Source organism: Martinezella paranaensis, assembly GCF_014200235.1.
Taxonomy (GTDB): domain Bacteria; phylum Pseudomonadota; class Alphaproteobacteria; order Rhizobiales; family Rhizobiaceae; genus Rhizobium; species Rhizobium paranaense.
The window spans coordinates 328,000-346,405 of sequence record NZ_JACHBI010000004.1 but is presented as its reverse complement, the minus strand read 5'-3'; the positions used below and the strand labels follow the sequence as shown (position 1 = coordinate 346,405).

The 18,406-nt window shown below is 60.6% G+C and carries 22 protein-coding genes; 4 read left to right on the top strand and 18 right to left on the bottom strand.

Translation table 11 applies throughout. The features are described from left to right. Positions 1-123 precede the first annotated feature (123 nt). The 11 genes from sucD to sdhC all read right to left on the bottom strand — a co-directional run bounded on the left by sucD (position 124) and on the right by sdhC (position 10,139). Positions 124-1,026 (bottom strand): succinate--CoA ligase subunit alpha, encoded by a 903-nt coding sequence (gene sucD, locus GGD50_RS12965; RefSeq protein ID WP_107109588.1) that lies wholly within the window; start codon positions 1,024-1,026, stop codon positions 124-126. 12 nt (positions 1,027-1,038) lie between these two features. After that, positions 1,039-1,530: a DUF1579 family protein gene (locus GGD50_RS12960; RefSeq protein WP_107109589.1), complete on the bottom strand. Its 492-nt coding sequence runs from the start codon at positions 1,528-1,530 to the stop codon at positions 1,039-1,041. Between the two features lie 5 nt (positions 1,531-1,535). Continuing rightward, the gene (sucC, locus tag GGD50_RS12955; protein ID WP_107109590.1) at positions 1,536-2,729 is read right to left on the bottom strand and encodes an ADP-forming succinate--CoA ligase subunit beta; all 1,194 of its coding nucleotides are present in this window, start codon (positions 2,727-2,729) and stop codon (positions 1,536-1,538) included. Between the two features lie 27 nt (positions 2,730-2,756). Further along, positions 2,757-3,719, bottom strand: a complete 963-nt coding sequence (gene mdh / locus GGD50_RS12950) for a malate dehydrogenase (protein WP_107109591.1) — start codon at positions 3,717-3,719, stop codon at positions 2,757-2,759. 180 nt (positions 3,720-3,899) lie between these two features. After that, the gene (gene zapE / locus GGD50_RS12945; RefSeq protein ID WP_107109592.1) at positions 3,900-5,063 is read right to left on the bottom strand and encodes a cell division protein ZapE; all 1,164 of its coding nucleotides are present in this window, start codon (positions 5,061-5,063) and stop codon (positions 3,900-3,902) included. Positions 5,064-5,126: 63 nt separating this feature from the next. Continuing rightward, positions 5,127-5,645 carry a protease inhibitor Inh/omp19 family protein gene (locus tag GGD50_RS12940; protein WP_107109930.1) on the bottom strand — a complete coding sequence of 173 codons (519 nt, stop codon included), beginning with the start codon at positions 5,643-5,645 and terminating at the stop codon, positions 5,127-5,129. Positions 5,646-5,787: 142 nt separating this feature from the next. Continuing rightward, positions 5,788-6,594 carry a nucleotidyltransferase domain-containing protein gene (locus GGD50_RS12935; RefSeq protein WP_107109593.1) on the bottom strand — a complete coding sequence of 269 codons (807 nt, stop codon included), beginning with the start codon at positions 6,592-6,594 and terminating at the stop codon, positions 5,788-5,790. Positions 6,595-6,634: 40 nt separating this feature from the next. Then, on the bottom strand, positions 6,635-7,414 hold the full coding sequence (locus GGD50_RS12930) for a succinate dehydrogenase iron-sulfur subunit (protein ID WP_107109594.1): 780 nt from the start codon (positions 7,412-7,414) through the stop codon (positions 6,635-6,637). Between the two features lie 17 nt (positions 7,415-7,431). Continuing rightward, positions 7,432-9,288 (bottom strand): succinate dehydrogenase flavoprotein subunit, encoded by a 1,857-nt coding sequence (gene sdhA, locus GGD50_RS12925; protein ID WP_107109595.1) that lies wholly within the window; start codon positions 9,286-9,288, stop codon positions 7,432-7,434. A gap of 6 nt (positions 9,289-9,294) precedes the next feature. Next, on the bottom strand, positions 9,295-9,675 hold the full coding sequence (gene sdhD / locus GGD50_RS12920; protein WP_028751293.1) for a succinate dehydrogenase, hydrophobic membrane anchor protein: 381 nt from the start codon (positions 9,673-9,675) through the stop codon (positions 9,295-9,297). Between the two features lie 65 nt (positions 9,676-9,740). Further along, complete coding sequence (gene sdhC / locus GGD50_RS12915; RefSeq protein ID WP_107109596.1) at positions 9,741-10,139, bottom strand: succinate dehydrogenase, cytochrome b556 subunit; 399 nt, start codon at positions 10,137-10,139, stop codon at positions 9,741-9,743. Between the two features lie 311 nt (positions 10,140-10,450). Between sdhC and GGD50_RS12910 the strand changes: the two genes are divergently transcribed. After that, positions 10,451-10,954, top strand: coding sequence for a hypothetical protein (locus GGD50_RS12910; RefSeq protein ID WP_245407521.1), 504 nt, complete (start codon positions 10,451-10,453; stop codon positions 10,952-10,954). Between the two features lie 6 nt (positions 10,955-10,960). Here the strand turns inward: GGD50_RS12910 and GGD50_RS12905 are convergent, their stop codons facing one another. The 7 genes from GGD50_RS12905 to tsaD form a co-directional block, all read right to left on the bottom strand. After that, a complete protein-coding gene (locus tag GGD50_RS12905) occupies positions 10,961-11,611 on the bottom strand; it encodes a class I SAM-dependent methyltransferase (protein WP_107109597.1) in 651 nt (216 codons plus the stop codon). 19 nt (positions 11,612-11,630) lie between these two features. After that, on the bottom strand, positions 11,631-12,062 hold the full coding sequence (locus GGD50_RS12900) for an EVE domain-containing protein (protein ID WP_107109598.1): 432 nt from the start codon (positions 12,060-12,062) through the stop codon (positions 11,631-11,633). 3 nt (positions 12,063-12,065) lie between these two features. Then, the gene (locus tag GGD50_RS12895; protein ID WP_107109599.1) at positions 12,066-12,359 is read right to left on the bottom strand and encodes a YciI-like protein; all 294 of its coding nucleotides are present in this window, start codon (positions 12,357-12,359) and stop codon (positions 12,066-12,068) included. A 67-nt stretch (positions 12,360-12,426) separates the two neighbouring features. Further along, entirely contained in the window at positions 12,427-12,861 is a 435-nt protein-coding gene (locus GGD50_RS12890) for a type II toxin-antitoxin system VapC family toxin (RefSeq protein ID WP_107109600.1), read from the bottom strand. Next, positions 12,858-13,157 (bottom strand): hypothetical protein, encoded by a 300-nt coding sequence (locus GGD50_RS12885; protein WP_107109601.1) that lies wholly within the window; start codon positions 13,155-13,157, stop codon positions 12,858-12,860. The genes GGD50_RS12890 and GGD50_RS12885 overlap by 4 nt, the downstream gene beginning before the upstream one ends. Positions 13,158-13,218: 61 nt before the next feature. Continuing rightward, positions 13,219-14,208, bottom strand: a complete 990-nt coding sequence (locus tag GGD50_RS12880) for an NAD(P)H-dependent glycerol-3-phosphate dehydrogenase (protein ID WP_107109602.1) — start codon at positions 14,206-14,208, stop codon at positions 13,219-13,221. Further along, positions 14,205-15,302, bottom strand: coding sequence for a tRNA (adenosine(37)-N6)-threonylcarbamoyltransferase complex transferase subunit TsaD (gene tsaD / locus GGD50_RS12875; protein ID WP_107109603.1), 1,098 nt, complete (start codon positions 15,300-15,302; stop codon positions 14,205-14,207). Before tsaD ends, GGD50_RS12880 begins: the two co-directional genes overlap by 4 nt. Before the next feature lie 84 nt (positions 15,303-15,386). Here tsaD and hemC point away from each other — a divergent pair, with 84 nt between their 5' ends. From hemC to GGD50_RS12860, 3 genes are all read left to right on the top strand, one after another. Next, complete coding sequence (gene hemC / locus GGD50_RS12870) at positions 15,387-16,316, top strand: hydroxymethylbilane synthase (RefSeq protein WP_107109604.1); 930 nt, start codon at positions 15,387-15,389, stop codon at positions 16,314-16,316. 6 nt (positions 16,317-16,322) lie between these two features. Further along, positions 16,323-17,051, top strand: coding sequence for a uroporphyrinogen-III synthase (locus GGD50_RS12865; protein WP_107109605.1), 729 nt, complete (start codon positions 16,323-16,325; stop codon positions 17,049-17,051). A gap of 79 nt (positions 17,052-17,130) precedes the next feature. Beyond that, positions 17,131-18,396: a COG4223 family protein gene (locus GGD50_RS12860; protein WP_107109606.1), complete on the top strand. Its 1,266-nt coding sequence runs from the start codon at positions 17,131-17,133 to the stop codon at positions 18,394-18,396. Positions 18,397-18,406: the final 10 nt, after the last annotated feature.

The window sequence follows — 18,406 nt, the reverse complement described above, 5'->3', positions numbered from 1 at the left end:
ATGGAAATCCGGCGACCACATTTCGTCTGCGATCCCGTGGACCGTACATCTGCTCTTACAAATTCAAAAGCCGGACGGGATGTGCGGATGCCGCTACCCGTCCGGGTCTTGCTACAGGTAGGATCAGCCCTTCAGGACTTCCACAAGCGTCTTGCCGAGACGTGCCGGCGAAGGCGACACGCGAATGCCTGCCGCTTCCATCGCTGCAATCTTGTCTTCCGCGCCGCCCTTGCCGCCGGAAATCACGGCGCCAGCATGGCCCATGGTGCGGCCGGGAGGTGCCGTGCGGCCGGCGATGAAGCCGACCATCGGCTTCTTGCGGCCCTTCTTGGCTTCGTCCTTGAGGAACTGCGCGGCTTCTTCTTCAGCCGAACCGCCGATTTCGCCTATCATGATGATCGACTTCGTTTCGTCGTCGGCGAGGAACATTTCCAGGACGTCGATGAATTCGGTGCCCTTGACCGGGTCGCCGCCGATGCCGACAGCCGTCGTCTGGCCGAGGCCTTCATTGGTGGTCTGGAACACGGCTTCATAGGTCAGCGTGCCGGAACGCGAGAGAACACCGACGGAGCCCTTCTTGAAGATGGAGCCCGGCATGATGCCGATCTTGCATTCGTTCGGGGTGAGCACGCCCGGGCAGTTCGGCCCGATCAAGCGCGACTTCGACTTCTGGAGGCGATCCTTGACCTTGACCATGTCGGCAACCGGAATGCCTTCCGTGATGCAGACGATCAGCGGGATTTCAGCTTCGATCGCTTCGAGGATCGCAGCAGCAGCGCCGGCCGGCGGAACGTAGATGACTGAGGCGTTGGCGCCGGTGGCGTCCTTGCCTTCGGCGACGGACTTGAAGATCGGCAGCTTTTCGCCGTCCTTGCCGGTCCAGGTTTCACCACCCTTGGAGGGGTGGATACCGCCGACCATCTTCGTGCCGTGATAGGCAAGCGCCTGTTCGGTGTGGAAGGTACCGGTCTTGCCGGTCAGGCCCTGAACCAGAACCTTGGTGTCTTTGTTGATGAGAATAGACATGCGAGGCCTTTGTTACGAGAGGTTGGAAGACGCGGAGGCAACGCGACGATAGACGCCGCTGACGACCTCCTGCCATGTATCGCTGCCGGCGGGCGAGAAAGTGACGCCCATGCGGTAGCAGTCTTCATTTTCGAACTGGAAGAGAGTGCATTGCGAACCGCGCGGCGAGACCTTGGTCAGGACAAGCTTGTCGTCGATCCATTCGCCGGAGGCCGGCGCGGCGGGCACGAAGCCCACCGTATCGAACTGATAAAGCTTGTAGGCCTGATCCGCAGCGTCGAAGCCGAGAATGTTCCGGGCTTCGAACGATGTGCTGCCGTCCCGCATCTGTACGTAGCGCTGTTCGACGAAAAATCCGCCGAACAGACACTCGGCCGTGAGCTGCGCGGTTGCCGTTCCTTCCTTCGTCCAGGCCGAAGCCGCGACACGCTCTTCCCCTTCCCAGGTGCCTGCAAAGGCACCGAGGCGGAGATGAGCAGCCGTTGGAGCGAAGGAAGCAGCCATCCCGATCAGCCCTTGACTGCCTTCACGATCTTCTGGGCGGCATCGTCCAGGTCATCGGCGGAGATGACATTGAGACCGGATTCGTTGATGATCTTCTTGCCGAGCTCGACGTTGGTGCCTTCGAGGCGGACGACGAGCGGAACCTTCAGACCGACTTCCTTGACGGCTGCGAGCACGCCTTCGGCGATGACGTCGCACTTCATGATGCCGCCGAAGATGTTGACCAGGATGCCTTCGACAGCCGGGTCTGCGGTGATGATCTTGAAGGCCGCGGTGACCTTTTCCTTGGTAGCGCCGCCGCCGACATCGAGGAAGTTCGCCGGCTCGGCGCCGTAGAGCTTGATGATGTCCATGGTGGCCATGGCAAGGCCGGCGCCGTTGACCATGCAGCCGATATTGCCGTCGAGGGCGACATAGGCGAGGTCATACTTGTGCGCTTCGATTTCCTTGGCGTCTTCCTCGGTCGTGTCGCGCAGCGCAACGATGTCCTCGTGACGGAACAGCGCGTTGCCGTCGAAGGAGACCTTGGCGTCGAGAACGCGCAGATTGCCGTTGGTCATGACGATCAGCGGGTTGACTTCGAGCAGGGCCATGTCCTTCTCGACGAAGGCCTTGTAGAGGATCGGGAAGAGCTTAGCAGCGTCTTCGCGGGCAGCGCCTTCGAGCTTCAGCGCGTTGGAAAGGGCAGCCGAGTTGGCGACCGTCACGCCCGTCGACGGATCGATGTCGACGGTGATGATCTTTTCCGGCGTGTCGTGCGCAACTGTCTCGATGTCCATCCCGCCTTCGGTCGAAACGACGAAGGCAACCTTGCCGACCGAGCGGTCAACCAGGATCGAGAGGTAGAGTTCGCGGTCGATGTCGGCGCCGTCTTCGATGTAGAGGCGGTTGACCTGCTTGCCGGCCGGGCCGGTCTGCTTGGTCACCAGCGTGTTGCCGAGCATTTCCTTGACATTGGCAACGACGTCCTCGATCGACTTGGCGAGGCGAACGCCGCCCTTGGCGTCGGGGCTGAGTTCTTTGAACTTGCCCTTGCCGCGACCGCCGGCATGGATCTGGCTCTTGACGACGTAAAGCGGGCCCGGAAGCTGCTTTGCGGCGGCTTCGGCTTCATCGGCGGAGAAGATGGCAACGCCGTCCGCGACGGGTGCGCCATAGGTCTTCAGCAGAGCCTTGGCCTGATATTCATGAATGTTCATGGATTTATCCCTGTTGGAACGCGGAAATTACTTCAGCGACGGCGCGATGGTGGCGCAGGCTTCGCAGAGGCCGGCAACGGCTGCGACCGACTTGTCGAAGGCTTCCTTCTCGGCCTTGTTCAGGTCGATCTCGATCACGCGCTCGATGCCGCCGGCACCGATGACGGTGGGAACGCCGACATACATGTCCTTCACGCCGTACTGGCCGGAGAGGTAGGCTGCGCACGGCAGGACGCGCTTCTTGTCCTTGAGGTAGGATTCAGCCATCGCGATGGCGGAAGCGGCCGGAGCGTAGTAGGCCGAGCCGGTCTTCAGCAGACCGACGATCTCGGCACCGCCATCACGGGTGCGCTGGATGATTTCTTCGAGGCGTTCCTTGGTGACCCAGCCCATGGTGATGAGGTCGGTCAGCGGAATGCCGGCAACGGTGGAGTAACGAGCGAGCGGCACCATCGAGTCGCCATGGCCGCCGAGAACGAAAGCCGAGACGTCTTCGACCGAGACGTTGAATTCCTTGGCGAGGAAGAGGCGGAAGCGCGACGAGTCAAGTACGCCAGCCATGCCGACGACCTTGTTGGTCGGCAGGCCCGAGAACTTCTGCAGAGCCCAGACCATGGCGTCGAGCGGGTTGGTGATGCAGATGACGAAAGCGTCCGGGGCATACTTCTTGATGCCAGCGCCGACCTGTTCCATGACCTTGAGGTTGATACCGAGAAGATCGTCGCGGCTCATGCCCGGCTTGCGGGGAACGCCGGCGGTGACGATGCAGACGTCAGCGCCTTCGATCGCGGAGTAGTCGCTGGCGCCGGTGAGGTTGGCGTCGAAGCCTTCGGCAGGCGAAGACTGGGCGATGTCGAGACCCTTGCCCTGGGGAATGCCGTCCGCGATGTCGAACAGGACGATGTCGCCCAATTCTTTCAGGCCGGCGAGATGCGCCAGCGTGCCACCAATCATGCCAGAACCAATAAGTGCGATCTTGTTGCGCGCCATTTCGGTGTATCCTTTGCGATCAAAATCCGTGGCGGGACACCTTGCAAGGCATCCACCATTGCCGCCATTCGCATAGACCCAAAGGTCGAAATTGGCAATTGATTATTTTTGGATCAGGGATTTCAATCGGTTAGATCAAAAATGTCTTACGTAAACGTAAGACATTTTGTCACCAAATCGTTACTCGGCCGCACGTTTTCCGTGAGTCTGGGCGAGATATTCCGCGCTGCGCATCTCGAAAAGCCGCGATGCGGTGCGGTCGAACTCGAAGCCTTCGGTGCCGCGCCTTTCGATCAGAAGGTCTTCCGGCATCGCCTCGGCCGACACGAAAAGCCGGACCGAATGATCGTAAAGCGTGTCGATGAGAATGATGAAACGCTTGGTTTGGTTGCGCTTTTCCGGCCCGAGCTTCGGAACGCGATCGAGAAAGATTGTATCGAACCGTTTGGCGATGGCCAGGAAATCGGCCGCACCCAGGGGCTGCTCGCAGAGATCGGCGAAGGAGAAACGCGCCATACGATCGGCGGCAAGCGGCACATGGATCGAACGTCCCTTCATCGGGATCTCCAGCGGCTGCGCCTTGCGTCCGTGCAGCGCCTGCACCCACGACGCATCCATCGCCATATCCGTGCGCTCGTTGATCGGGATCAAATAAACCGGCTGGCTGTTCAGCTTCTCCATGCGGTAATCCGTCGGCGAGTCCAGCGTGACGATATCGACATGACGCTTGAGAAGATCGATGAAGGGCAGGAACAGGCCGCGATTGAGGCCGTCACGATAGAGATTGTCCGGCTCGACATTCGACGTGGCAACCAATACGCAGCCGAGTGAAAACAGCTCGGAAAACAGCCGCGACAGGATCATCGCATCGGCAATATCGGTCACCGTGAATTCGTCGAAGCAAAGCAGCTCTGCCTGACCATAAAGCTCGGCTGCGACCGGCGGCACCGGATCGGCCTGCTTGGTCTCGCCGTTCTTGAACTTCAGCCGATGGGCGGCGATGCGGTTATGTACGTCCGCCATGAACTCATGGAAATGCGCCCGGCGTTTTTTGCTGCATGGCGCCATGCCGAAGAACATGTCCATCAGCATGGTCTTGCCGCGCCCGACACTGCCATGGATATAGAGACCGCGGACGATCTGGGCCGGCTTCTTGCGCGCCGCAAACATCCAGCCGAGCGCGCTCGATTTGGTCGCCGGTCGTTTCCGCTTGAGATCTGCAAGCACGCGATCGAGGGATTTCGCCACATCCATCTGCGCCGAATCCACCTGAAGCGATCCGGAAGCCGTCAGCGTCTTTAGGTGTTCGACGACGCTGATGGAATAGTCGGGCATGGGCTGCATGGGGAGATACCCGCCTGTGCAAGGAGGAAGCGGCCGGTATGGTCCAACCGCTTCAAAAGAGCTTTATCGGCTGAGGCTGAGCGGCTGGCCGGACGCCGTGGAACCGTTGAAGCGCGAATCGGCCGTCTTGTAGAGCGTGCCGATCTGGCTGCCATCACGGTTCTTCAAGATAACCTGCTTGCCGGAAACTTCCCAGGAACCCATCGTCGTGAGTTCGCCCGCGCAACCGCGCGTTCCGCCGCGCGAACCACTGCCGAGATTGGTGAGCGTCAGGAACATGTCGCAGCTCGCACCGCCATTGCTGACCTTCCAGCTACCGACCATGGATTCCTTGGTCACGTCCTGCGCAGAAGCGGCCATCGCCTGCTGTTGCTGCTGATTACCCGCATTCGGCGTATTCGTTGGCGCCGCAGGAAACTGCGAGGCACCGGTCGTGGGCGGAAGCTGGCTGGATTGGACAGAAGGAACGGGCTGAGCCTGCAGTGGCGCGGCAGAATAATCGTCGTTGTTGTATGCTGTGCGCTGGCAACCGGCAAGCGACAGACTGATCGCCGCAGCCGTCGCTGCATATCTCAATTGCATCATCATACTCCTAATTGTCCACCATCGAGGTTTGCAAACTGGCGCTTAGTTAGGTTGGGATTATCGTATTTCACTTTGGTTAATCAAGTCGCTACACAGCACAAATCGCTAGGGGCCATAGCTCCGCAAGAATCCGGTCATTTCAAGGCTTAACCCGACGAACCTCATCCAGATAGAAATGATTGGCGAGTTCTTGCATCTTTTTATCGCGGTCGGCGTCCTGACGAAGTTTGCTGGAAAAATCGGAATAACGTGCAAGCGAGCTCGACAAGAATTCCATGAGCGGCGCTGGCGGCGCGCCTTCGCCCATCTCGCGTGTCTCTTTCTTGAGAGCTACCAATTGCAGAATTGCTGCCCGCATTTTTTCGGCTATGTCGATGTCTTCAAGGCATTCGAGCATGTTCATCGGCGGCAGTTTTGAGAAATCGGTCTGCCGCATCCACTCCAGCGCTATGGCCGGTCGAATGCCGTAAAGCAACTTTTTTAACCGTACTGGCTCGGCTCCATCGCCCGGCTGGTGCTGTTTCATCAGGCCGATATAGTGATGAGCAACCTTTCCCGGCACCATGATCGCTTCCAGCAAAGCGCCAAGACGCTCGCGAAAGCCAGGCTCTTCTTCATAGACAAGCGGGGATTTCAACCATTCGACAAGAACGGCATTGCCTTTCAGCGCTAGGAGCAGCGCCTTGCGCAAGTCCCAGCCGCCGGTGTCGATGTCTCCCACAATGGGAAATTCAATGACATCGCGATGCGGAAACAGGGAAAAATGATCCCGCTCTGGCCTGACATAGACAAAGCGGCAATCATAGTCGCTATCGGGTGACGGGAACCCCCAGGCTCGGCTTCCGCTTTCGATGGCAAGGCCGATGCGAATGCCTTCAGATTTGACCGAGGCAAGCCGCAAGCGAATTTCAGCTACTGCCTCCGGCGCAAAGCCTTCCATCGTCATGCGACTTCGATCCCCATCACCTCGCGATGTCGGGCGCCGGTCAGATCCGCCGCTCGACCATCATCTTCTTGATTTCGGCGATCGCCTTGGCCGGGTTCAGACCCTTGGGGCAGGTCTGGGCGCAGTTCATGATCGTGTGGCAGCGATAAAGGCGGAACGGATCTTCGAGATTGTCGAGACGCTCGCCCTTTGCCTCGTCGCGGCTGTCGATCAGCCAGCGATAGGCCTGCAGAAGGACAGCCGGGCCGAGATAACGGTCGCCGTTCCACCAATAGCTCGGACAGGAGGTCGAGCAGCAGGCGCAGAGGATGCATTCATAAAGGCCGTCGAGCTTCAGACGATCCTCATGGCTCTGCTTCCATTCCTTTGCTGGCGGCGGCGACACCGTCTTCAGCCAGGGCTCGATCGAGCGATGCTGAGCATAGAAGTTCGTCAGATCCGGCACGAGATCCTTGACGACGGGCATATGCGGCAGCGGATAGATTTTCACCGTGCCCTTGATCTCGTCCAGGCCTTTGGTGCAGGCGAGCGTATTGGTGCCGTCGATGTTCATCGCGCAGGAGCCGCAAATGCCTTCGCGGCAGGAACGGCGCAGCGTCAGCGTCGGGTCGATCTTGTTCTTGATGTAGAGCAGGCCGTCGAGCACCATCGGGCCGCAATCATCGACGTCGATATAATAGGTGTCTATGCTCGGGTTCAGGCCGTCGTCCGGGCTCCAGCGATAGACACGGAATTCCCGCGTATTCGTCGCGCCTGCCGGCTTCGGCCAGACCTTGCCTTCACGCATCTGAGAGTTCTTGGGGAGAGCGAGTTCAACCATGGTCAGTTCCTCTCAGATCAGTACACGCGTGCCTTCGGCTCGATCTTGTGCGGATCGATGCCTTCGGCAATCAGGTCGGTATGAACGGGACGATAGTCGAGCTTCACGTCGCCGGCTTCGTTGACCCAGGCGAGCGTATGCTTGCGCCAGTTCTCGTCGTTGCGGCCGGCGAACTTGCCCTCGGTATAATCCTCGCGGGCATGCGAGCCGCGGCTTTCCTTGCGGGCTTCGGCGCCGTAGATCGTCGTGATGGCGTTGGCCATCAGATTGTGCAGTTCCAGCGTCTCGACAAGGTCGGAATTCCAGATCAGCGAACGGTCGGTGACCTTGATGTCGGGCAGTTCCTTCCAGATCGCGGAAAGGCGGCGGCAGCCGGATTCCAGCGATTCCTGCGTACGGAACACGGCGGCGTCTTCCTGCATGGCGCGCTGCATCTTTTCGCGCAGCACCGCCGTCGGTGTTCCACCGCTGGCATGGCGCAGACCATCGAAGCGCTCCATGATCTTGTCGCAAGCGGCCACATTGACCGGCGGCACCGGACTTGCCCGGTCAATGACCTGACCGGCGCGGATGGCGGCGGCGCGGCCGAAGACCACGAGGTCGATCAGCGAGTTGGAACCGAGGCGATTGGCGCCGTGCACGGAGGCGCAGCCGGCTTCACCAACGGCCATCAGACCCGGCAGAACGCGCTCCGGATTATTGCTGTCGGCATTCAGCACTTCACCCCAATAGTTCGTCGGAATGCCGCCCATGTTGTAGTGAACGGTCGGCAGAACCGGGATCGGCTCGCGGGTCACGTCGACACCGGCGAAGATGCGCGCGCTCTCGGAAATGCCGGGAAGGCGCTCATGCAGCACGGCCGGATCGAGATGGTCGAGATGCAGGAAGATGTGGTCCTTGCTCTTGCCAACGCCGCGACCCTCGCGGATTTCCAGCGTCATACAGCGCGAAACGACGTCACGCGAGGCAAGGTCCTTGGCCGACGGCGCATAGCGCTCCATGAAGCGCTCGCCTTCGGAGTTGACGAGATAGCCGCCTTCGCCGCGCGCCCCTTCCGTGATCAGACAGCCAGAACCGTAGATGCCTGTCGGATGGAATTGCACGAACTCCATGTCCTGCAGAGGCAGGCCGGCGCGGGCAACCATGCCGCCGCCATCGCCGGTGCAGGTGTGAGCCGAGGTTGCCGAGAAATACGCGCGGCCGTAGCCGCCGGTCGCCAGCACCACCATCTTGGCGGCGAAGCGATGGATCGTGCCATCGTCCAGGCACCAGGCGACGACGCCGGTGCAGCGGCTGCCATCGTCGGACATGATCAGATCGAGCGCGAAATATTCGATGAAGAATTCAGCGTTGTTGCGCAGCGACTGGCCATAAAGCGTATGCAGGATGGCGTGACCGGTGCGGTCGGCTGCGGCGCAGGTGCGTTGCACCGGCGGGCCTTCGCCGTAGTTCTGCATGTGGCCGCCGAACGGGCGCTGATAGATCTTGCCTTCCTCGTTACGCGAGAACGGCACGCCGTAATGCTCGAGCTCATAGACCGCCTTCGGCGCTTCCATGGCGAGATACTGCATGGCGTCGACGTCGCCGAGCCAGTCGGAACCCTTGACGGTGTCGTAGAGATGCCACTGCCAGCTATCCGGCGTCATGTTCTGCAGCGAGGCGGCGATACCGCCCTGGGCTGCGACCGTATGTGAGCGGGTCGGGAATACCTTGGTTATGCAGGCCGTGCGGAAACCCTGCTCGGCCATGCCGAGCGTGGCGCGGAGGCCCGCGCCGCCGGCGCCGACGACGATCACATCATAGGAGTGATCGACATATTTGTAGGCTTTTCCGTTTTGAGCGGGCCCATTCTGAGGGGATGAGTTCGGTGCCATCGGTAATTATCCTACGAACGCGATCTTCAGAATGGCGAAGAGACAGAGCCCGGCCACGAAAATCGCGAAGAATGTGTTGAGCATGAGAAGGACGATCTTGCTGATCTCGCTGTGGACATAGTCCTCGATGATGACCTGCATGCCGATCCTCATGTGAATGACGCCGGAGATCACCATCAGGCCGAAGATAACGGCGACGATCGGGTTCGACAGCGCGTGCACGACTTCCGCGTAGGGCGCGCCGGCATAGATCATCAGGAAGATGACAAAGAAGATGATGAGGGGAACGTTGGCAACGGCGGTCAGGCGCTGACGCCAGAAATGCTCGGTGCCTTCCTTGGCGGAACCAAGACCGCGGACTTTGCCCAGAGGAGTGCGCATATCCATGAGAAATATCCTTTAAAGCATGATCCCGAAAGGCGCCTGAGCGCTTCCGAGAGCAATCATGCCAATCAAATCAGCCGGATGGCGATGCCGATGATCCAGACCAGCGCGGTCAGACAGAGCGAACCGACGAGCGTCGCCTTGGCCATCCTGGTCGAGACAGCGGGATCATAGCCGTATCCGAGATCCCAAATAAAATGCCGGAAGCCGCCAAGCATATGGTGCAGCAGCGCCCAGGTATAGCCGAGCAGAACGAGCCGGCCGATGATCGAACCCATGATCCAGTTGACCAGCTCGAAATAGCCCTGGCCGGTCGCCGCCGCGATCAGCCACCAGGCGACCAGCAGCGTGCCGAAATAAAGCGCGCCGCCGGTGATGCGGTGGACAATCGACATGACCATGGTGGGAATAAGTTTGTAGACTTGCAAATGCGGCGACAGGGGCCGGTTTTGTGTGACGTTCGCCATCAGAACCTCGCGGCGTTACGATACGCTTCTATCCCAGATATCTCCGGGGCAACACACGCTTGGGGGAAGTGCTGTGTGCGTTGCATCAATTGCGACCATTAATCACGGAAAGGCATGTCGACAAGCACAATTGCTGTCTGCCTTGAATTTAATCGATTCGGATCAGCGGACACTTTTAGCGAGTGCGCAGAAACGACATTCTCCGATTGGCCGCTCGATACGATTTTCCCGCCAACCGAGTGGACTTGACGTCGCTCTTGAGGCACTCTGCTCTTCATACTTTATTAAGCATTTGGAGCGCGAGGCAACCTATGGGACGGCATCTTTTCAAGGCAGCAACGCTCGTCTTAGCGGCAGCCGCCGCCCTGTCGTCCATGTCGGCCTCCGCCGGCGGCTATCATGATGGGTACCGCCCGTTCCGACATCACGGGCCATTTCCGCTGCACCCGGCCCGCGTCAGTGCTTTAGCCACGGCGGCCGCCTTTTCGACCGACTATCGCCATGGATATCGGCCGTTCCGCCATCGTGGCCTGGTTCGGTTGCAACAAATCTCCTGGCCGCAGCACTACGCTCAGCCGCAACCGGCCAGAATCATTCTCATGGATCGGCAATATGCGGCTAACGTCGGCACCTATGCGGGCACGGCCGACATGTATCAGGCCGATGGCGGGACCTATATTGTCGGCTATGGCGGCGGCTACGATCCATATCGAGGCGAATCCACTGCGCTGAAGCCGAGGGCCAAGGTCATCAACGTCAAACGTGCCGGCAATGCCTGCTCCTACGAGGCCGGCGTCTGTGTGATTCGCCCCTGACGGTCGTTAGCCGGCAAGAAAGCGCCAGACCGTCGTCTTCTTGACCTCGCTATCCTCCAGCGCCCGCGTCACCGGCACCTGATAGCTGGCCTCAGCCTCCAGACGATCCTTGGGCAGATATGCCCTGCCCGGATCGCCCACCAGCACAAGACGACCCTCTCCCGCCAACTGCCGAAACCATGGAATGAGGCGATCGGCGAAATCGCGATCATAAAAGACATCGCCGGCAAGGATGACGTCGGCGTCCGTCATCCGGTCAATGAGATTGTCACCGGTGAAGTCGAGCACGACACCGTTTTCCGTCGCATTCAGCCTTGTTGCGGTTTCAGCCCAGGGATCGATATCGGCGGCGAGCACATGGCTCGCACCCGCAAGCTTCGCCGCAATCGCGACGAGGCCGGAGCCGCTGGCGAAATCCAGGACCCGTTTTCCGGCAACCGTATCGGGATGATCGAGCACATAGCGCGCAAGCCCCTGCCCGCCCGCCCAGGCGAAAGCCCAAAACGGCGGCGGCAGACCGATCGCCTCGAGTTCTTCCTCCGTCTTCAGCCAGAGATCATGGGCTTCGCTTGCCAGATGCAGTCGGATTTCCGGCACATGCGGCGGCGCCATGAGACTGGTGTTCGCACGAATGAAACTTTCCGGATCGGTCTTCAAATCATCCTCGAGCTAAGTGTCAGACGGGCGGATTGTCGAGTTCGCCCATGCGGCAGACTTCGAGATATTCCTCGTCAGTCACCGGCTGCACGGAAAGCCGCATCGACGTGACGAGCGACATCTGCGAAAGTTTCGGATTGGCCTTGATATCCTTCAGCGAGACGGGCTTCGGCATGTCGCAAACGGCGCGGATATCCACGCAATCCCAGCGCGGATCGTCCTTGGCGGTCGAATCCGGATGCGACAGCGCGCAGACCTCGACAATGCCGACGATCTCAAGCCCGTCATTGGAATGATAGAAGAAGCCCTTGTCGCCGATCTGCATCGCCCGCATGTTGTTGCGGGCGAGATAGTTGCGTACGCCGGTCCATTCCGTGCCCTTCTCGCCAGCCTTTTTCTGGGCCTCCCAGGACCAGGAAGACGGCTCGGATTTATACAGCCAATGCGCCATGTTTCATGCCTCCGGATTGTTGAAGACCCAGTTGAACGGCTTGATCTCGACGCTCTCGAACAGGCCGACCTTTGTATAGGGATCGGCATCGGCGATCGCCTTCGCCGCTTCGATCGTTTCGGCGCTGACGATGGCGAGGGTGCCATTCGACTTTCCATCCGCATCGAGGAATGGACCCGCCATCTTCAGCGTACCCTCGGCATTGAGCTTGTTCAGATACTCGAGATGGGCGGGGCGCGTGTCCATGCGGACATTCAGGTGACCGGGCTTGTCCTTGCAGACAAAGGCAAACAGCATGTTTTCATTCTCCTATGGGAATCAGCAGATCATTGATGGTGATGGATGAAGCCTTGCACGCCGCCAGTCATCCTGTCCCTGCGCGAAGGGGGTTGACGATGTCGAGGCCCCAAAAGTCCGCCTCGTTGTCCGTTGCGATAATGCATTCATTCGCAATTGCCACGGAGGCGATCAACATGTCCATGGGGTCACGCTGTCGCCCGGCCGCTCGCCCCTCCGCCATGAGTTGCGCCCATATTAGGGCAGCACTCTCGTCGAAGGGAAGAATGCGTCCGGCAAAATATGCCAACGGTCCCTGTGCGCCAAGAAACCAGGTTTCGAGATCGTCCCGTTTGCGTCCTGCTGGCTTGATCAAAATCCCACGCTGAATCTCGGCGATCGTGGACGCTGCGATGAAGAGGTCATCATCTATCTGTGCTTGAAACCAGCCGGCAAGACTAGGCGCCGGCTCCGGCTTGACCGTATTGCTGATAATATTGGTATCGAGCAAATAACGGGTCAAAGATCGATCTCGCGCACTTCGCCGTGAACCCGTTCAAGATCGAGATCCGCTCCAACAAGCGGCGAACTGCGCAGCCACGCATAAACGCCACCCTTCTTCTTCGGCTCGCCGGCGATCGCCTGGTTCAGGACATTACGGATATGGGCCGCATCGGTCCCCCCTTCCGCCAGACGCCGCGCGAGCGAGCGAATGAGCGCACGATCGCCATCAAGGCCAAGCACCTCGAAACGGGCTAGACCACGTTCTTCAAGACGCGACCGATAATTTTTGATTGCACGCTTTTGGGAACTGCTCATCGCGGCCTCCGACTTATTACCAGTAATATATCCAGTAATCGCCCCACACTCAAGCGCCAAGTCATTCCGTCGTAATCGGCCGCGTCATCAACTGCTCGATTGCCGTCGGGATATCCAGTTTGCCGTCGATGATGGCCGAGACCGCTTCGGCGATCGGCATATCGACCCCAAGCTTGCGTGCCAGCCGCGCCGCGATGGAGGCGGCATAGGCGCCTTCGACGAGATCGCCATGCGATGGGTCCGCCGCCTCGCCGCGGCCGAGCGCGATGCCGAAACGCAGGTTGCGGGATTGGTGGCTGGTCGCGGTCAGCACGAGATCGCCGAGGCCAGAGAGCCCGCGCACCGTTTCCGCCTTGCCGCCCTTGGCGCAGACAAAGCGCGACATTTCCGCCAGACCGCGGCTGATCAGCGCCGCGCGTGCCGAATCGCCGATGCCGCGCCCTTCGACAATGCCGCAGGCAATGGCCAAAACATTCTTCAGCGCGCCGCCAAGCTGCACGCCGACGCGATCGTCGGACGCATAGAGACGGAATGTCGGCCCGGAAATCGCCTGCGCCAGTCGTTCCGCCACCGCCATGTCGCCGGCGGCGATCGCCATTGCCGTCGGCAGGCCCTTGGCAATATCGGTCGCAAAGCCCGGACCGGAGAGAACCGCGATGGCGTGATGCGGCAATTCCCGCTCCAGCATGTCGGTCAAGAGATCGCCGGAGACCTTGTCGATGCCCTTGGCACAGGTAACGACGACGGCATCCTCTGCGAGATAAGGTCCGTAATGACGTGCCGCATCCGCCTGCGCCTGCGACGGCATGGCAAACAGCACGATGCCGGCGTCCGAAACCGCGTCCGGCTCGGCGGAAAATTGCAGCGAATCCGGCAAATCGATACCCGGCAACGCCGCATCATGGATCCGGTCAGCGCTGAGATCGGCCATGACAGCCGCATTGCGCCCGACCAGTGTCACCTGGCTCTTACCGGTCAAGGCGATGACGGAGGCGAGCGCCGTGCCGAAGGCGCCGGCGCCGATCACTGCAATGCGTTCATTGCCGCTCATGCCTTTGCTCCTCGTTTGCCATGCCCCAAAAGAGTCTCCGCCTTCTGATCGAGCGGCCAGCGCGAGCGCGGCTGCACATCGAGGCCGTCGGGTGCCGCGCCTGTCGCCATGCGCTCCAGCCCCGCCCAGGCGATCATCACGGCATTATCGGTGCAGAGCCGCAGCGGCGGCGCGATGAAACGGAACCCATTGAGATCGCAGAGTTCCTGTAGCGTGCGCCGCAGCTCGAGATTGGCCGCGACCCCGCCGGCAACCACCAGCGCCGGCTTGTCCGCCGTCTTCGGAAATTCCTTCTTGAAGCGCTGCAGGCCGCGCCCGATCCGGTCCTTCAAGGTGCGCGAAATCGCCTTCTGGAAGGAGGCGCAGATGTCGGCGATATCCTGTTCGGTCACCGGCGCGATCGCCGTTGCCGCCTGCCGCACCGCGGTCTTGAGGCCGGAGAAGGAGAAATCAAGGCGGGTCTCGCCGACCAGCGGCCGCGGAAAATCGAATCGATCCGGATTACCGTTCTTCGCCGCCTCTTCGACCGCCGGACCACCGGGATAGGGAAGACCGAGCAGCTTCGCCGTCTTGTCGAAGGCTTCGCCCAGCGCATCGTCGATGGTCGTGCCCCAGCGCTCGTATTCGCCGACGCCGCGCACCAGGATCAATTGCGTATGGCCGCCGGAGACGAGCAGCATCAGATAAGGAAAGGTGAGACCATCCGTCAGCCTTGCCGTCAGCGCATGGCCCTCTAAATGGTTGATAGCGTAGAGCGGCTTGCCGGTCGCCCTCGATATCGCCTTGCCGGTCATCAGCCCGACGAGCAGGCCGCCGATCAGACCGGGACCGGATGTGGCAGCGATGGCATCGACATCGGACAGCGACACATTGGCGCGCTTCAGGGCCTCGTCGATCAACGTATCCAGCGCCTCGACATGGGCCCGCGCAGCAATTTCGGGCACGACGCCGCCATAGGCGCTATGCTCATCCAACTGGCTCAAAACCACGTCGGAGGCAATCGTGGCCGTGCCGTCGTCCCGGCGCTCGACAATGGCCGCGGCGGTTTCGTCGCAGCTTGTTTCGATGCCGAGAATGCGAAGAAATGGCGCCATGGAAGCTGTTCGTTGCCTGTTGGTCGATTGCGATGAAGCGGAAATATGGTTACGGGAACTGTCGGTAACAACGGATCAAAGCGGATGCAAACAAAACCTTTCCGGATCGGCACGCGTGGCAGCCCACTTGCGTTGGCGCAGGCGCACGAGACCCGCGACCGCCTGATGGCGGCGCATGGCTTGCCGGAGGAGATGTTCGAGATCGTCGTTCTGAGCACCAAGGGCGACCGCATTACCGATCGTTCGCTGGCGGCGATCGGCGGCAAAGGCCTGTTCACGGAAGAGCTGGAACAGAAACTGATCACAGGCGAACTCGACTTTGCCGTTCATTCGGCCAAGGACATGGCGACGAAGCTGCCCGAAGGGCTGTCGCTATCTGCCTATCTGCCGCGCGAAGATATCCGCGACTCCTTTATTGGCCGCACCGCGCCGAAGCTGATCGAGCTGCCGCACGGCGCGACCGTCGGCTCTGCGTCGCTGCGCCGCCAGGCGCTGATCCGGCGCCTACGTCCCGATATCAACGTCATTGTCTTCCGCGGCTTGGTCGAAACGCGGCTGCGCAAGCTGGAAGAAGGCCAGGCGGACGCAACCCTCTTGGCGCTTGCCGGCCTGAAGCGGCTCGGCAAGGTGGATGTAATCACCGACATTCTCGACCCGGACGAATTCCCGCCAGCGCCGGCACAAGGTGCGATCTGCATCGAAAGCCGCATCGGTGACGACAGGACGAACGACCTGCTCTCCGCCATCAATGACGGACCGACCTTCGACACCGTTTCGTGCGAGCGCGGTTTCCTGGCAGCGCTCGACGGCTCCTGCCGCACGCCGATTGCCGGCTATGCTGTCTGCGAGGGCGATCACATCAGGTTCTTCGGCATGATCCTGACGCCCGACGGCCAGCAGGTGTACACCACCACCATCGAAGGTCACCGTCGGGATGCCGAGGCGCTCGGCACCAATGCCGGCCAGGCGATCCGCGCCGAAGCAGGCACCACCTTCTTCGAAAACTGGACCTGATACCGGATGCGCGTCGTCGTCACCCGTCCTGAGCATTCGGGTGAACGCACCGCCCGCAGGCTTGCGGAGATGGGGCATGAGGCAGTGCTCCTGCCACTATCAAAGCCTGTCCGCCATGTCGACGCGACCCGACAAGCCCTGTCGAACACCGAGGGCACTGTTGCCGTTACCAGTGCCGAAGCTATCCGCACATTGGGCGCGATAGGCCAGCCCCTCAAGCCTCATCTCAGCCGCCCGCTTTTCGCAGTCGGCAAAGCGACCGCTGACGAGGCTCAAAAACTTGGTTTCATCCATGTTTTCGCATCCGAGGGCAGCGGCGCCGAGCTGGCGGAACTGGTTTCCCGCGAATGGACCGATATTTCTCAAGCCCCGCTGCTCTATCTCGCAGGTTCACCACGCGCCGCAGGTTTCGAAGCAAGATTGAAGGGGCTGAATATCCCGTTCCAGACGGTCGAGTGCTACCGGATGCAGGATATCGTCATCGACGACGCGACCCTTCGCCGGCTCTTTCTCGATGCTTCCGCCGATGCGGTGCTGCTCTATTCGCATCTGACGGCGAAACGATTCTTCAGCCTGCCTTTCCTGCAACGCCACTCGAACCTCCTCACTTCGACAAGATTCCTCTGTCTTAGCGAAGTGATTGCCGAGGCCGTCCCGACTTCGCTGCATTCTCATGTGGATATCGCTAATATGCCGGATGAAGACAGCCTTCTGGCGCTTCTTGCCGCGAAGTGAGGTCGCAATTTTGATCTAAGCTCTTTCCATAATCGACTTGTCTGTCTACTTTCGCTGCAGCGCATGAAAAGAGGACCTCATGGTATCGGGAAATCCGCCAAACCATTCGAAGCCCAACGATGAGCCGATCACGATTGATCTGGAAGCTGAGGAAACCGCTCAAGCCGCGGCTTCCGAAGAGATGACGGAGCGCCATCACAGCGAACCCGGCAGCTCGTCCGCCAATGAGGTGGAAATACCGCCGGAAACGGAAAAGGAGCCGTTAGAGGAGGAGGCCGATCGGCCAGTCGCGGAAACTGCGGCGGAAGATGAAAAGGTCGCAACCGCCCCCGAACCAGAACCCGCGCGTTCCTATGCCGAACAACCCTCCGCGCCCCAGCGGCAGCCCGGCGCAACGTCTGGCCTGATCGCCGCGGGCATTGTCGGCGGCCTGATCTCCCTCATCTGCGTCGGCGCCATCCAATATGCCGGCCTCCTGCCCGGCAGCAGGCCGGCAAAAGATCATTCCGCCGATATTGCCGCGCTTAGCGACGAAATCGACGGCCTGAAGCAGACCGTGTCCAAGCTCGCCGGTGCTCCATCGCCCGACGCCACCCTTACCGCCCGCGTCGCAGCCCTCGAGACAGCGGCCGCCAACAATACGGCCGCAGGCGGATCGTCGGGTACGAGTAGCGGCGATGCCGACCAGAAGATCGCCGCGCTCAGCGCCGAAGTGGATCAATTGAAGGCGAGCCTCGCCCAGGCGACGCAAAGTCAGGCCTCATCCGACGCCGATGTCAGCAAGCGTCTTGAAGACGCTGAAAAGAAGCTGAACGCGCCTAGCCAGGAAAGCGCAGTCGCCCGCGCTATCGCGGCGGCGGCCCTGAAGGCGGCGATCGATCGCGGCGGCCCATTCCAGCCGGAGCTCGATACCTACGCCAATGTCGCACCCAATGACCCCGCAGTTGCTGATCTCAAGGCTTTCGCCCAGACCGGCATTCCTTCGCGCGCCGATCTCATTCGCCGGGTATCCGACGTTGCCACCGCGATCGTCAGCTCGACGCAGCAGGACGATCCCAATCAAAGCTGGAGCGACCGGTTGCTGACCAGTGCCAAATCCCTGGTGCAGGTGCGCCCGGTCGGCAACGTCACCGGCGACAGCGTCGAAGCCATTGCCGCCCGCTTCGAGGACAAGGTGAAGAATGGCGATCTGCCCGGCGCGGTCACCGAATGGAATAGCCTGCCGGACGCCGCCAAATCGGCCTCCGCCGCCTTCAAGCAATCATTGGAAGCTCGCATCCGGGTCGAGGACCTGGTCGGCGACGCGCTGTCGAAGGCGATCGCCGACACCGGAAAACAAAGCTGAGGGCGGGGAA

What these genes read in the sequence shown, in the direction of transcription:
- sucC (WP_107109590.1), bottom strand. Translation starts at nt 2,729, where the DNA reads ATGAACATTCATGAATATCAGGCCAAGGCTCTGCTGAAGACCTATGGC.
- sdhA (WP_107109595.1), bottom strand. Translation starts at nt 9,288, where the DNA reads ATGGCACCGAACTCATCCCCTCAGAATGGGCCCGCTCAAAACGGAAAA.
- GGD50_RS12880 (WP_107109602.1), bottom strand. Translation starts at nt 14,208, where the DNA reads ATGAGCGGCAATGAACGCATTGCAGTGATCGGCGCCGGCGCCTTCGGC.
- GGD50_RS12885 (WP_107109601.1), bottom strand. Translation starts at nt 13,157, where the DNA reads ATGAGCAGTTCCCAAAAGCGTGCAATCAAAAATTATCGGTCGCGTCTT.
- GGD50_RS12900 (WP_107109598.1), bottom strand. Translation starts at nt 12,062, where the DNA reads ATGGCGCATTGGCTGTATAAATCCGAGCCGTCTTCCTGGTCCTGGGAG.
- GGD50_RS12960 (WP_107109589.1), bottom strand. Translation starts at nt 1,530, where the DNA reads ATGGCTGCTTCCTTCGCTCCAACGGCTGCTCATCTCCGCCTCGGTGCC.
- tsaD (WP_107109603.1), bottom strand. Translation starts at nt 15,302, where the DNA reads ATGGCGCCATTTCTTCGCATTCTCGGCATCGAAACAAGCTGCGACGAA.
- mdh (WP_107109591.1), bottom strand. Translation starts at nt 3,719, where the DNA reads ATGGCGCGCAACAAGATCGCACTTATTGGTTCTGGCATGATTGGTGGC.
- hemC (WP_107109604.1), top strand. Translation starts at nt 15,387, where the DNA reads ATGCAAACAAAACCTTTCCGGATCGGCACGCGTGGCAGCCCACTTGCG.
- sucD (WP_107109588.1), bottom strand. Translation starts at nt 1,026, where the DNA reads ATGTCTATTCTCATCAACAAAGACACCAAGGTTCTGGTTCAGGGCCTG.
- GGD50_RS12860 (WP_107109606.1), top strand. Translation starts at nt 17,131, where the DNA reads ATGGTATCGGGAAATCCGCCAAACCATTCGAAGCCCAACGATGAGCCG.
- GGD50_RS12865 (WP_107109605.1), top strand. Translation starts at nt 16,323, where the DNA reads ATGCGCGTCGTCGTCACCCGTCCTGAGCATTCGGGTGAACGCACCGCC.
- GGD50_RS12930 (WP_107109594.1), bottom strand. Translation starts at nt 7,414, where the DNA reads ATGGTTGAACTCGCTCTCCCCAAGAACTCTCAGATGCGTGAAGGCAAG.
- sdhD (WP_028751293.1), bottom strand. Translation starts at nt 9,675, where the DNA reads ATGGATATGCGCACTCCTCTGGGCAAAGTCCGCGGTCTTGGTTCCGCC.
- sdhC (WP_107109596.1), bottom strand. Translation starts at nt 10,139, where the DNA reads ATGGCGAACGTCACACAAAACCGGCCCCTGTCGCCGCATTTGCAAGTC.
- GGD50_RS12940 (WP_107109930.1), bottom strand. Translation starts at nt 5,645, where the DNA reads ATGCAATTGAGATATGCAGCGACGGCTGCGGCGATCAGTCTGTCGCTT.
- zapE (WP_107109592.1), bottom strand. Translation starts at nt 5,063, where the DNA reads ATGCAGCCCATGCCCGACTATTCCATCAGCGTCGTCGAACACCTAAAG.
- GGD50_RS12910 (WP_245407521.1), top strand. Translation starts at nt 10,451, where the DNA reads ATGGGACGGCATCTTTTCAAGGCAGCAACGCTCGTCTTAGCGGCAGCC.
- GGD50_RS12935 (WP_107109593.1), bottom strand. Translation starts at nt 6,594, where the DNA reads ATGACGATGGAAGGCTTTGCGCCGGAGGCAGTAGCTGAAATTCGCTTG.
- GGD50_RS12895 (WP_107109599.1), bottom strand. Translation starts at nt 12,359, where the DNA reads ATGCTGTTTGCCTTTGTCTGCAAGGACAAGCCCGGTCACCTGAATGTC.